9 protein-coding genes are annotated in these 13,441 nt (G+C 71.8%); 7 read left to right on the forward strand and 2 right to left on the reverse strand.

Annotated elements, in window-relative coordinates:
- Nucleotides 1-8 precede the first annotated feature (8 nt).
- On the reverse strand, nucleotides 9-7,688 hold the full coding sequence (locus tag HOO61_RS13120; protein ID WP_172259161.1) for a DUF4082 domain-containing protein: 7,680 nt from the start codon (nucleotides 7,686-7,688) through the stop codon (nucleotides 9-11).
- A 162-nt stretch (nucleotides 7,689-7,850) separates the two neighbouring features.
- On the opposite strand from HOO61_RS13120, the gene HOO61_RS13125 reads away from it, so the two are divergent.
- A complete protein-coding gene (locus HOO61_RS13125; RefSeq protein ID WP_172259162.1) occupies nucleotides 7,851-8,933 on the forward strand; it encodes an amidohydrolase family protein in 1,083 nt (360 codons plus the stop codon).
- 101 nt (nucleotides 8,934-9,034) lie between these two features.
- Here HOO61_RS13125 and HOO61_RS13130 read toward each other — a convergent pair whose 3' ends face one another.
- On the reverse strand, nucleotides 9,035-9,610 hold the full coding sequence (locus HOO61_RS13130) for a hypothetical protein (protein WP_172259163.1): 576 nt from the start codon (nucleotides 9,608-9,610) through the stop codon (nucleotides 9,035-9,037).
- Between the two features lie 185 nt (nucleotides 9,611-9,795).
- Between HOO61_RS13130 and HOO61_RS13135 the strand changes: the two genes are divergently transcribed.
- The 6 genes from HOO61_RS13135 (at nucleotide 9,796) to HOO61_RS13160 (ending at nucleotide 13,314) form a co-directional block, all read left to right on the forward strand.
- Nucleotides 9,796-10,452, forward strand: a complete 657-nt coding sequence (locus tag HOO61_RS13135; RefSeq protein ID WP_367650153.1) for a GNAT family N-acetyltransferase — start codon at nucleotides 9,796-9,798, stop codon at nucleotides 10,450-10,452.
- Between the two features lie 75 nt (nucleotides 10,453-10,527).
- On the forward strand, nucleotides 10,528-11,022 hold the full coding sequence (locus tag HOO61_RS13140) for an RNA polymerase sigma factor (RefSeq protein ID WP_172259165.1): 495 nt from the start codon (nucleotides 10,528-10,530) through the stop codon (nucleotides 11,020-11,022).
- Nucleotides 11,009-11,641, forward strand: a complete 633-nt coding sequence (locus HOO61_RS13145) for a hypothetical protein (protein WP_172259166.1) — start codon at nucleotides 11,009-11,011, stop codon at nucleotides 11,639-11,641. Before HOO61_RS13140 ends, HOO61_RS13145 begins: the two co-directional genes overlap by 14 nt.
- Nucleotides 11,642-11,705: 64 nt before the next feature.
- On the forward strand, nucleotides 11,706-12,374 hold the full coding sequence (locus HOO61_RS13150) for a hypothetical protein (protein ID WP_172259167.1): 669 nt from the start codon (nucleotides 11,706-11,708) through the stop codon (nucleotides 12,372-12,374).
- Nucleotides 12,375-12,544: 170 nt separating this feature from the next.
- Complete coding sequence (gene rpsP / locus HOO61_RS13155; protein ID WP_172259168.1) at nucleotides 12,545-13,066, forward strand: 30S ribosomal protein S16; 522 nt, start codon at nucleotides 12,545-12,547, stop codon at nucleotides 13,064-13,066.
- A gap of 5 nt (nucleotides 13,067-13,071) precedes the next feature.
- Entirely contained in the window at nucleotides 13,072-13,314 is a 243-nt protein-coding gene (locus tag HOO61_RS13160) for an RNA-binding protein (protein WP_090973096.1), read from the forward strand.
- The last annotated feature ends 127 nt before the right edge of the window (nucleotides 13,315-13,441 follow it).

Here is a 13,441-nt window from a genome sequence, read left to right on the forward strand (position 1 = left end):
CCCGCTGCTCAGTGGGCTCCGCGCCCGCCGCCGCGGGTGAGTCCGACCCCGCGGACGACGGGCAGGGACGTCGACGTCGCGGACAGGTGCACGGCGTACTGCACGTAGCGACCCTCGAGCCCGACGTCGACCCCGGGCCGCACCAGCCGCCAGTCCGACCACGTGCCGTCCGGGTCCGGGCGGTCGCCGGTCCGGATCCGCACCAGGATCCGGGCACCCGCCGGCTCGGCGGAGTCGAGGGCCAGCCGCGTCCAGGTCGCCTTGCGCCCGGAGTCGACGACCCGCGACGTGTAGGTGCCCGATCCCCGCCCGCTGAGGGTGAGGGAGCCCAGCCCCCGGTCGTCGAGCCGCATCCGGTCGTCGGTCCTGCCGGTGCGGAAGTCCTCCGCCGTGAACATCGCCAGGCCGGGCGCGAGCGACCGGAACCGCGTCGTCCGGGCGCGTGCGGCGTTGCCGGCGCCGTCGCGCGACCCGACCCGCACCGTGTGGGCGCGGCGCGGTGCGAGGTCCGTCACCACCACGACGTGGCGGCGCGTCAGCCGGTCGTCGAGCCCGATGCCGCGCGCGGTGCGGCCCGCCTGGCGGTAGGTCACGCGCGAGGTCGAGGGCTCGTCCGTGCGCCAGGTGATGCGGGCCGTGCCGTCGGTCATCGGCCGTACGCGGACGTCGCTGATCCGGGGGGCACGGAGGTCCGCGCCGGGCGTCGTGAAGGTCGCGGGTGCCGCGCCGCTCGCCGGCCACCGGACGACGTCGCCGTCGGTCCCGCGCGACTGCACCACGTAGTGGTACCGCGTCGCGGGGGCGAGCCCGTCGAGCTCGGCGAGGTGCTCGGTGGTGCTCCCGTTCACGACCACCGCCTCGTCCAGGTCCGTGGGGGAGGTGCCGAGCCGCACCACCGTCGTCCCCGGGTCGGTCGTGGTCCACGTGAGCGAGGTCGTGCCCGTGTCGTCCGTCGTGGCCCTCGTGGCGGTGACCAGGTTGGTGCCGCCCGCCGGGGTGTACGTCGCCTGGTGGGCACCGCCGACGGCGGGGAACACGGCGTACTGCTGGCCCTTGACCGTCATCGTGGTGAACGGCACCGCCGTGCCACTGCGGGTGACGGCGCTGAGGGTGGCGCCCCCCGGACCCGTGGTGGGCAGCATGGCCGTGAGGCCGGTCGCGCCGACGCCGACGCCGATCGTGAACGAGAGCGTGCCTCCGCTCCACGACAACCCGGAGAAGGACGAGGCGTTGCGGCCGTCGGTCCACGTCAGCAGCTGGCGGGCGGCGATCACCGGCACGTTGCGTGCCTGCGCCGACGCCAGCACCTGGGTGTCCTCGAACGTCGAGGCCGCGTCGGTGTGGAGGTTGGCGGTGAACGCGCCGTAGTAGCCCTGGCTGCCGAGCGCGCGGTCGAGCAGGGTGTTCGGGGTGAACGGGTAGCTCTGCCCGGACTCGTCGGTCATGTTCGTGTTGGCCTGGAAGACGTCGATCATCGATCCGTCGGTGTCGGTGAACCGCATCGGCATGCCGGAGCCGTTCATGAAGCCGGGCCGGTCGGCGATCCACGAGCCGGGGTAGTAGTAGTAGTTGGTGTCGAGGCGGATCCCGGAGGCGAGCTCGGCCTTCGGCTGGGACACCCAGTCGCTCCACACGATGCAGTGGAAGCGGCTGGTCGTCGGCGAGGGCAGGGAGGTGTACTTCGCGCGCCACGTCCCGAGCTGGCTGGTGTAGGTGTCCTCCAGGCCCTGGTACGACGTGAAGTTGGTGCAGTTGTTCTGCGGGTGCAGCCCGACCTCGAAGCCCTGCGTCTGGAAGCCGGCCGCCTGCGCGTTCGTCATCGGGGTGCTGGGGTAGATGTACGACGAGAAGCGTGGGCACTCCCACCGCGCCACGGAGCAGCCCGACGGGCTCGCGGCGGCGTAGGTGCTGAACCGACCGGGCGTGCCGCCGCTGCCGTGGTCGTCCCCGGTGGCGACGACCACCGCCTTGTGGGTGCCGGGGAAGTACCAGAACCGGGGCACGGGCAACCGGTCGCGGGCCGTGACGGTCACGAGGTTGGCCAGCAGCCGCTGCTGCTCGTCGGCCTGGGGGATGTGCGCCTTGGCCAGGTCGACCCAGTCGGTGGCGCCGCTGCCGCCGAAGAAGAGGTCGTTCGACCGGTTCGGCGTGGCGCCGTCGCGGTTCTGCCCGGCCCAAGCGAGGTTGCCCTGGCGCGTGGCGATCACCGAGCGAGCGAGGTCGAACGCGAAGGTGGCGACCTGGCCACCATTGCTGCCGACGCTGCGCAACGTCACGGCCGGCAGCCCGGTGCTGGTCGTGGCGTTGGAGTACAGCGTCGCCACGGCGGTGGCGCCGTTGAGGGAGTAGCGGTCGGCGGACCCGTGGAACTGCATGGTCTCGGTGGTGATGCCCGCGCCGGGCTCGGTGGCGGCGTTGACGGCGAGGTAGCCGTCACCGACGGTGCCTGTCTGCGCCGTGATCCCGGCAAGGGCGTGCAGGCGGGTGTCCGGTCGCAGCGCGACGAGGTTGCCCCCGGCGTTCACCCAGCTGGTCAGGGCCGTCACCTGGGCGTCGGTGATCGCGACGTCTCCCAGGACGACGACGGCGTACGGCGCCAGCGCGGCGGCGTCGAGGGCGTTGACCCGGAGGTTGGCGAACTCGTTGAGCCCCTCGGCCCGCAGGATCTCGGTGAGGTACGCCGAGGACGGGTTGCCGTTGCTGGTCACCACGGCGATCGGCCCGCCGGGGCCGTCCGCGATCCCGGGCGGGGGCTCGCCGGCGGTCTGGAAGGACCACGACACCGGTGCCATGGTGTTGCCCGAGGTGTCGCGGGCGCCGCTCACCTCCACGGTGTAGGAGGACGTGTAGGTCAGGTCGGCGGCAGGCGTCAGCGTCATGGTCGAGGTGCCCACGTCGTACGCCGTCGTGGCCGGGACGGTCTGGCCGCCGGAGGTCCGGAGCGCCATCGAGACGCTGGAGCCGGTGACGAGCTCGTTGAAGGTCACGCTGGGCCGGACCCCCACCGGCACGCCGGTCGCGTCTGCGGCGGGGACCCGGGACGACACGGTCGGCGGGGTCGTGTCGTTGGACTGCTCGGAGAACACGACGTCCACCCAGTAGTTCTCGCTGTTGTAGGTCAGGTTCGGGAACGTGCTGGGAGCGCCGGTGTAGCGGTAGAGGCCGTTGCCGCCGTCGGTGCCGTTCTGCAGGGCGGTCAGCGGCCCCCGGGTGGTGGCGGCGTTGGCGAAGTAGCCGCCGTTCACGACGTAGCGGCTGGGCGTGAAGTACGAGGCCACGTAGGTCGTGCCGGCACTGACCGGGATGGGTGCGGCGAAGGTCGCCTGCTGCCAGCCGCTGGCCGACTCGTTCGTGAAGGTCACCTGGCCCAGCCGGGTGCCGGTGGCGGTCCACAGGGAGCCGACGTGCGTACCGGTGCTCTGGCTGGGCTTGTAGTAGCGGATGCCGGTGACGAAGCCGGCCGTGCTCGTCCGGAACCGCACGCCGAGCTCCACCGAGCTGGTGTCGGGGTCGGTGCCCGCGGGGGCCGCGGTCGCGGGCCAGATCGTGCAGGGGCAGCCCGACGTCGTCGCCGCGGTGGTGAAGGACCAGGACACGCCGTCCATCTGGTTGCCGGCCGCGTCGCGTGCCCCGCTGACGGTGGCCGTGTAGGTGGCGCTGGTGCCGAGGGTCGCCGTCGGGTCGAACGTCACGGTTCGGCTCGCCGCGTCGTACGTGGTGGAGCCGGCGACGAGGGTGCCACCGGGGCCCCGCAGCTCGACGACCGGGGTGGCGGCCTGGACCGCCTCGCTGAACGTCGCCGTCACGTTGGTCGCTGTCGCCACACCGGTCGCCCCGGTCGCTGGCGTCCGGGCGGTGACGGTCGGCTTGGTGGTGTCCACGGCCTCGGTGGTGAACGTCCAGGAGACCGGGTCCACCTGGTTCCCGGCGGCGTCGCGCGCGCCGCTGACCGTTGCGGTGTAGGTCGTGCTCGCGGTGAGCGCGGCGGTCGGGTCGAGTCGCGACGTGCGCGTCGCCGCGTCGTACGACGTCGTGCCGGCGACGAGCGAGCCACCCGGGCCGCGGAGCTCGAGCGCCACCGACCCTGCCTGCACCGGCTCGCTGAACGTCGCGGTGACGTCGCTGCCCACGGGGACGCCGGCGGCCCCGGCGTCGGGGCTGCGGCCCGTCACGGTCGGCTTCGTCGTGTCGGGGCCGTCCTCGAAGACGACGTCGACCCAGTAGTTCTCGCTGTTGTAGCTCAGGTCGGGGAAGGCGCCGGCCGTGGCGGTGTAGCGGTAGACGCCGTTCCCGCCGTCGGTGCCGTTCTGCAGTGCCGTGAGGGGGCCTCGGGTCGTCGGGCCGCCGGCGAAGTAGGCGCCGCTGACGGCGTACCGGCTCGGTGTGAAGTACGACGCCACGTAGGTCGTGCCGGCGGTGACCGGGATCGGGTCGGCGAAGGTGGCTTGCTGCCACCCGCTCGCGGACTCGTTGGTGAAGGTCACCTGCCCGAGCCGGGTCCCGGTGCGGGTCCACAGCGAGCCCACGTGGGTGCCGCTGGTCTGGGTTGGCTTCCAGTAGCGGATGCCGGTGACGAACCCGTCGGTGCCGGCGCGGAACTTCACGCCGAGCTCCACGGAGCTGGTGTCGGGGTCGGTGCCTGCCGGCGTCGCGGTCGACGGCCAGATCGTGCACGGGCACCCGGACGTGGCGGCGGTGGTGGTGAAGGACCACGACACCGGGTCCATCTGGTTGCCCGAGGTGTCCCGGGCGCCGCTGAGGTTGACGGTGTAGGTCGTGCTGGCCGCGAGGTTGGCGTTCGGGTCCAGGGCGGCCGTGCGGCTGGCGTCGTCGTACGCCGTGGTGGCAGGCACCAAGGTGTTGCCGGGCCCGCGCAGCTCGAGCGCGATCGTCGATTGCTGCACGGCCTCGCTGAACGTCGCGGTCGGCGAGACCCCCAGCGCCACCCCGGTCGCACCGACGGCGGGGGTGCGTGCGGTGATCGTGGGGCTCGTCGTGTCCGGGGTGTCGGTCGTGAAGGACCACGTCACGGGGTCCATCTGGTTGCCGGCCGGGTCGCGAGCACCGCTGACCGCTGCCGTGTAGGTCGTGGTGGCCGCCAGGGCCGCCTGCGGGTCGAGGGTGGCGGTGCGGGTCGCGGCGTCGTACGACAGCGTGGCCGGCACGACGGCGCCCCCGGGTGCGCGGAGCTCGAACGCGACCGTGGACTGCTGCACCGGCTCGGAGAAGGTCGCGGTGACGTCGGTGCCGAGCGGGACGGCCGTCGCCCCCGGCGCCGGGGTGCGGCCGTTGAGGCCCGGCTTGGCCGTGTCGTTGGCCTCGGTGAAGACGACGTCGACCCAGTAGTTCTCGCTGTTGTAGGTCAGGTTGGGGAACACGCCGGCCGTCGCGGTGTAGCGGTAGACGCCGTTCCCGCCGTCGGTGCCGTTCTGCAGCGCGGTGAGGGGGCCGCGTGTCGTGGGACCGTTCGCGAAGTAGCCGCCGCTCACGGCGTAGCGGCTCGGGGTGAAGTAGGAGGCGACGTACGTCGTCCCGGCCGTCACGGGGACAGGCGTGGCGAACATTGCCTGCTGCCAGCCGCTGGCGGTCTCGTTGGTGAAGGTGACCTGGCCCAGACGGGTGCCGGTGCTGCTCCACAGGGAACCCACGTGGGTGCCGGTGCTCTGGGTCGGCTTGTAGTAGCGGATGCCGGTGACGAGGCCGTCGGTCGAGGCCCGGAACCGGACCCCGAGCTCCACGGAGCTGGTGTCGGGGTCCGTGCCGGCCGGCGTGGCGGTGGCCGGCCAGATCGTGCACGGGCACGCGGCTGGCGGCGAGCCCACGGTGACGCTCGCGGTCGATGCCGTGCCGAGGTTCGCGCTGTCGTCGACGGCACGCGCGCGCAGGGTGAGGCTGCCCGTGGCGGACGGGGTGAACGTGTAGGTCCACGAGGCACGCCCGGTCGCCCGTCGCCACGTGGCCCCGTTGTCGGTCGACACCTCGACGCCGCCGACCCGGCCGCCACCGGTGTCCGTGGCCGTGCCGCTGATGGTGACGGGTGAACCCACGGGGAGCGTCGCGCCCGCCGCCGGGGACGTGATGGCCGTCGTCGGCGCCGTCGTGTCAGTCGATGCCGTGGCGGGGGTGAGGCCGGCGGTCAGCGTGTCCGGCTGGACCCCCATGTCGGCGAGGAGGTTGACCGTGGCCTGCTGGGCGGCCGTGTCGGGAGGGGCGGAGCCGCGGTCGTGGTTGCCGTCGAGCGCCCACGCCCACTGGATCGTGCCCGCGCTGAAGACCAGGGCGCCGCTGGCGGCCCGGTAGGTCGTCATCGCATGGGTGGCCTGCCCCTGGGCGTAGCTGTTTCCCTGGTCCTGGAGCCGTTGGCCGCTGTCGGTCGTCTGGGACACGCGGAACAGGCCCGCCGGTCGGGAGTCGTTGTCGGGGTCCTCGTCCCACTCGTAGCCGATGACGTTGCTGCCGATCGTCGTCGTCGCGTTGTTGCCCAGGCTCGCCACGCGGGTGTTGCGCCAGAACCGCATCTGGCCGTCCGCCTGGCCGACCACCATGTCCACGGCACAGCAGTTGATCGCGAACCACGTCCCGGTGAGCCCGTTCTCGGGGCGGCCCCCGTCCGCGGGCGGGCTGAAGCGCGGGTCGCGCCAGGTCCCGGTCCAGGTGTTGGCGAGCGGGTCGATCTTCGCGTTGGCGTGGGTCTCCTTGTAGGACACGAGGGTGCGGTGCGGGGTCCCGGAGCCGTCGATGCTGTTCTCCCAGCGGGTCTTCCAGAAGACCTCGTTGCCCGAGAAGAAGGCCAGGTGGACGCCCGCGTCGCGGGCCGCCTCGACGTTCGCCCGCTGGGTGCCGGACCAGTACTCGTCGTGCCCGACGCTCAGGAACGCCTCGTGCTCGAGGAGCTCGGCGCCGCGGCGGTCGGTGTCCACGCCAGAGCTGTAGCTGACGTCGTACCCGTTGGCCTCCAGGAAGCGCACCATCGGGTACTCGGCGTTGAAGACCCAGTCCTCGGGCGCGTTGGCGCGGGTCGTGAACGGGCGGTTGTAGCTGACCTTGTACGCGCGTCCCGCGGGGGCACCGGTGTAGAGGCTGTTGCCGCCGTAGGTGTTGTAGGCGTGCCACGTGGTGTCGGAGGTCTGGAAGAGCAGGTCCGAGCCGCCGTCGTCGTCGCGCACCACGAAGAAGACGTGGCTGGAGCCGGCAGTGCCGTCGGTGCGCACCAGCTTGGCGAAGTAGATCCCCGACACGGCGGTCGCCGGCACGGCCCAGGACGCGTTCTGGGTCCAGTTGCCGCAGTCGACGAGGCCGGTCGTGGAGTTGGTGAGGCAGTTGGGCTGGTTGTTCAGCACCGTGGGGGTGACGGTTGCGACCCGACGCGCCCCGGCACCGGCGTAGTAGCCCATCCGGTAGATGTCGAGCCGGTACGACGAGGCGCTGGTGTCGACCTTGAACCCGACCGTCTGACCCTGGTCGACGCTCATGTCGGTCGCGAAGCCCTGGATCGAGGACGAGCCGGCCCCGGTGATGCCCCATTCGCTCTCGGGACTGCCCGGGAGGGTGTTCTCGCAGGCCACCGGGTTGGTCACGGGCGGGTCGCAGGGCGCGGCGGCTGCGGGCGTGGCCGCAGTGACGATGCTGAGGGTCGTGGCCGCCAGCAACAGCGTGAGCAGCACGGCAAGGCGTCGAGGCACGGGCACGGCAACGCTCCTTCTCCCGGCCCACGGACCCCTCGCGCCCCGCGCGTCGACCGCCGCGGACACCGTGTCCTCCATCCTGAGTCGGCGTCGCGCCGACGTCATGCCCAGAACTGGGCATCGGGGGCGCGGCGGCCGTACCCGGCTGGCGATAGCGTGCCCGGCATGCCCCTCGAGCCAGCCCAGCGCTACCGCGGACCGGTCCTGCCCGACGGCGAGCCGCGTGACCTCTACGTCGTCGACGGCCGCGTCACCTACGAGCCCCAGGCGGGGGCCGACACCGTCGCAGAGGGCTGGATCGTCCCCGGCCTGGTGGACGCGCACTGCCACCTCGGGCTCGACGACTTCGGCGCCACCGACGACGCGGCCACCGAGCAGCAGGCCATCGCCGACCGCGACGGCGGGGCCCTGCTCATCCGCGACGCCGGCTCGGCGGCCGACACCCGCTGGATCCACGACCGCGACGACCTGCCCCGCCTGATCCGGTGCGGTCGGCACATCGCCGCCACGAAGCGCTACATCCGCGGCTACGCCCACGAGGTGGAGCCGGCCGACCTGGCGTCGTACGCCGCGCAGGAGGCCCGCAGCGGCGACGGGTGGATCAAGCTCGTCGGCGACTGGATCTCTCGGGACGAGGGCGACCTCGCACCGTCCTTCCCGGCGCAGGCGTTCGCCGACGCGATCTCAGCGGCCCACGCCGAGGGCGCCAAGGTGACGGCGCACTGCTTCGGCCACGGGGTGCTGCCCGGGCTCATCGAGGCGGGCATCGACTGCATCGAGCACGGCACCGGCCTGACCGAGGACCTCATCGACGCGATGGTCCAGCACGGCACCCGCCTGGTGCCGACCGTCATGCAGCTCGACAAGTTCCCCGAGCACGCTGCCGCGGGGCAGGAGAAGTTCCCGGCCTACGCCGAGACGATGAACGACCTCTACTCCCGCATGCCTGCCACGATCATGGCGGCCTACGAGGCGGGCGTGCCGATCTACGCCGGCTCCGACGGCGGCGGCATCAGCCGCCACGGCAACATCGCCGGCGAGATCGAGGCGCTCGTGCGGATCGGGATGCCGGCGCACGACGCCCTCGGCGCGGCCAGCTGGCGGGCCCGGGAGTGGCTGGGGGTGGACGGTCTCGTCGAGGGCGCGTCCGCCGACTTCGTCGTCTACGACCGCGACCCGCGCGCCGACCTGTCCGTGCTGCGTACGCCGACGCGGGTCGTGCTGCGCGGCCAGTCAGTCCTGGGCTGAGTGCTGGGCTGAGTGGGGGCTCAGTGGTGGGCTGAGCCCATCGACGACGAGGGGCGGTCACCCGGCCGGGTGACCGCCCCTCGTGCGGACGCGATGTGCGATCAGGCGGTGGTGTCCGCCTCGGTCTCGCCCTCGAGCTCGGCCTGGGCAGCCTTGACGTGGTCGCGCACGTCGCGGATGTCGGCCTTGGTGCTGGTGGCGGTGATCTCCAGCGCGGCGGCCTCGGCGGCCGCCAGGTGGCTGACGGCCTCCGGGTCGGTCGCTGCGGCCTCCTCGAGGCCCTCGACCTTCTTCACGATGTTGACAACGATCCGGAAGTTCTCGACGCGGAACGAGCGCAGCTCCTTGCGGACGGCCCGGGTGTCGACGGTGCTGTCGGCCGCCTCGACGGCGGCCTTCAGGTCGGTCAGGGCGGTCCGAGCGTCGGTCACGTTGGCCACGACCTCGGCCTCGGTGTCGTCGGCCAGGGCCTCGACGGCGTTGCTGGTCGACAGCCGGGCGAGGCGCTTGTCCTTGCCCGCGATGTCCTTGAGCAGCTGCTTGGTCTGCGCCTTGACCGTCTTCGCCGGCTTGGTCGGCTTGTCCGGCGCTGCCACGGCAGTGGCGGACAGCGCGGACGGCGCGACGAGCGCAGCGGTGGCGAGGGCGGTGGCGGTGATGCGCCGGGTGGTGTTCATTGAGAGTGCTCCTGTGAATTGGGGGGATGGAGTACTGACGGCGACCCACCTTGCAGTAAGTCGGTGGTCCAGACAATTCGAGGAACGGGCATGTCGTGTAGTCACTTCGGGCCATGTCCCCTCGGACGACCTGCTGTGTCGAAACCGATTTGAGCGGCGATGCCCCGGCGGGATGGGATAGGCCCGTGAGCACACTCGTCGACCTCTTCCCGCCGCTGGGCCTGCACGTGCAGGCCGGCCCCCTCGAGCTGCGGGGACTCTCCGACGAGCTCATCCTCGAGCTGTGCGACCTCGCGGAGCGGGGCATCCACCCTCCCGACGAGATGCCGTTCTACTTCCCGTGGACCGCGGCCCCGCCCGGCGAGCTCGCCCGCAACACCGCGGCGTACCACTGGGGCAAGCGCTCCACCTTCTCGCCCGAGGAGTTCTGCCTCGACCTCGCCGTGCTCCTCGACGGTCGGGTCATCGGCGCCCAGGGGGTCGCATCCAGGCACTTCCCGGTGACCAGGACGGGGGAGACCGGGTCGTGGCTCGGGCGCGAGTTCCAGGGGCGCGGGCTCGGCACGGCCATGCGCCGGGCGATGTGCGAGCTGCTCTTCGACCACCTCGGCTTCGAGGAGATCACCTCGGCGGCCTTCCTCGACAACCCCGCGTCGCTCGGCGTCTCCCGCAAGGTCGGCTACCGACCCACCACGGTGAGCCGGATCAAGCGGCGCGAGGGCGAGCTCGCGCTCAACCAGGGCCTCGTCCTCACCCCCGAGGACCTCGTCAGGGGCGCCGAGCCCATCCGCGTCACCGGGGCCGAGGCCGTGCGCGCCTTCATCGGTCTGGACGCCGCCTGAGCCCCGCGAGAAGATGAGCGGGACGGGTCAACCGTCGAGCTGCCGCGCGGCTGTTCCCTGTCATGGAGGCATGGCATGCGAGCCGCTGAGCAGCAGGAGTACGACTGGTACTTCCGGGCCTGCTTCGCGCCGGTGTCCAGGACGGTCTACCTGATCGTCCGCGACCGGGGTCGCGCCGAGGACATCACCCAGGAGGCGCTCTACCGCCTGCTGCGGCACTGGCGCACCGTCTCGGCGTACGAGCGCCCGGAGGCGTGGGTGAGGAGGGTCGCGATCCGGATCGCGGTCCGCGAGGTGCAGCGCGCCGCGGCCCGTCCGGAGAAGGAGCGGCTCGCCCAGCCGGCGTCGTACGACGAGACCCCGGACCCCGACGTGGCCAGGGCCGTGGCCGAGCTCGCGCCCATGCAGCGGGCAGCCGTCGTCCTCTACTACTGGGAGGACCGGTCCGTGCACGAGATCGCCGAGCTCCTCTGCGTCTCGGACTCCACTGTCAAGCAGCACCTCTACCGGGCGAGGCACCGGCTCGCGACCGTGCTCGGCGAGGAGGAGGTCGACGATGTCCGTCGATGACCGCCTGCGCCGGGGTCTCGAGACCAACGCGATGTCGTTCCGACCCGAAGGAGAGGCGCGCCTCGTTCGCGTCCACCGGCGCAACCGTCGTCACACCGTGCTCACCGGAGCATCGGCGGTGGTCCTGCTGCTGGGCAGCGGCGCGACGCTCGGGTGGGTGCTGGGCGGCGATGGGGTGGCCGGGGGGCGAGGTGCGGACCCGGTCGACGCACGCACTGCCACGGTCGCGTCCCCGTCTCACCCGGTGATCCCTCCCTCGAACTGGCGCAGGGTGATCACCCGTGAGGAGCTGGTCGCAGCCGGGGCCGACGGTGCCTTCCTGCGCGAACACCTGGGGTCCGCCGACCGACTGCCCGTCCTTCTGTCCTTGTCGCGTGACGTCTTCAGCCAGAGCGGTCGCTACGCCGACGGCTGGAGCGGAGGCGATGCCGGACGCGTGTCCTACGACGACGAGGGTCGGCTCGTGCTCACCAGCAGCAGCAGCGGCTGTCCCGGCTGCGTGCTGGCGCTCGACTGGCGCCTCGAACCGGGGGAGCTGCACCTCGGCGACGCCACCGGCATGCTCGATCCCATCGACCGGGTCGTGTACGTCGGTACCTGGCAGTCCGCGGACGATTGAGGTCAACCCCGGACCTTGCCGGTGGCTGTAAGAGGGCATCACCTACTCACGGAGGGACCCCGCCATGACGTCTCGCTCGTTCAGGACGCGAGCAGCTGTCCTCGTGCTCCTGCTCACCGCCACCGCGTTGCCGGCCTCGGTCGCGCAGGCCGACCCACCTGAGGAGGTCGACCAGTCCTTGCTGGTGCCGACCACCCTCGACTCGTCCTTCGCGCCGTTCACGTGCCGCGTGCGCCGGACCGGGCCTGTCTGCACCGGCGAGCGACACCTCGACACGGGGTGGCAGCCGGTCGACTTCCCGTGCCACACCCAGCTGCACAACCGGTTCGTCTCGTACCGTCACCAGACGCGCTACTACGACCACGACTACCTCAACTACGACCGCCACTTCCGCAGTCGCGACATCGACTACTTCAGCGCCACGCCCGGCGGTCCGACGACGGCGACGATCATCACCAATGTCCGCTTCGACGAGCCGTTCGGCGTCCGGGGCGACGATTCGACCGTCACGATCATCACCACCGGCACCATCTGGGACATCCGCCCCGCGGATGGCCCGTCGCTGGTGCGCGTGGTCGGGACCGTCGTCGAACCTCCGGGGGAGGTCGGCACCTTCAGCGGCCACGTCACGCGGGAGGGCGTCACGACCCACCACGAGGAGACGCCGCTGGACGAGGTGATGCCGGAGACGTACTTCTTCGAGACCGTCTGTCGAGCTGCCACGGGCGGGTGAGGCGACCCGATTGGTGGGTGGGTCGTACCTCTGGCAGAATCTTCCCTCGTGTCCTGCGCGCCCGGACCCTCTCATCCGAGCGACGCAGAGCCCTTCGAAGGACCAGCACCGGTGACCCCACCTGGGAACGGTCCCTCACCCACGACAATTCCTGAGGAGACACCACAAACGTGGCCGTCAAGATTCGTTTGAAGCGCCTGGGCAAGATCCGGGTGCCGCAGTACCGCATCGTCGTCGTCGACTCGCGCAAGAAGCGCGACGGTCGGGTGCTCGAGGAGATCGGCAAGTACCACCCCAAGGAGGAGCCCTCCCTCATCGAGGTGACCTCCGACCGCGCCCAGTACTGGCTCGGCGTGGGTGCGCAGCCCTCCGAGGCCGTCGAGGCGATCCTCAAGGTCACCGGTGACTGGCAGACGTTCAAGGGCCTGCCGGGCACCGAGGGCACCCTCAAGGTCAAGGAGCCCAAGCGCTCCAAGCTCGACATCTTCAACGAGGCCCTCAAGGAGGTGTCCGCCGAGTCGAAGGGCTCCGCGACCACCTCGAAGAAGAAGGCCGACAAGAAGGCCGACGAGCCCGCCGCTGCCGAGGCTCCGGCCGAGGTTCCCGCGTCGGAGACGCCCGAGGGCGCCGCTGACGCCGCGGAGGCTACCGAGACCGTGACGGCCGAGGACGCCGGCAAGAGCGAGGCGTGAGCGACGTGCTGGCCGAGGCTCTCGAGCACCTGGTGCGGGGCATCGTCGACCACCCCGACGACGTCACGGTCCGCGACAAGCAGCTGCGTCGAGGCTCGATCCTCGAGGTCCGGGTGCACCCCGACGACCTCGGCAAGGTGATCGGCCGCAACGGCCGCACCGCGACCGCCTTCCGCACCGTCGTCTCGGCCCTCGCCGGCCGCGGCGGCGCGCGGGTGGACTTCGTGGACACCGACCGCCGGCGGTAGCGCTAGGCACCTGCCGGTGTCCGCGAAGCATCCGACGTAGCGTGGACACCGACCGCAGGCGCTGACCACAGCATCATCAGGCGGGCGTCACCCCTATCCGGGGTGGCGCCCGTCGTGCATGTCCGGC

The organism is Nocardioides sp. zg-1230, assembly GCF_013155335.1.
GTDB lineage: Bacteria > Actinomycetota > Actinomycetes > Propionibacteriales > Nocardioidaceae > Nocardioides.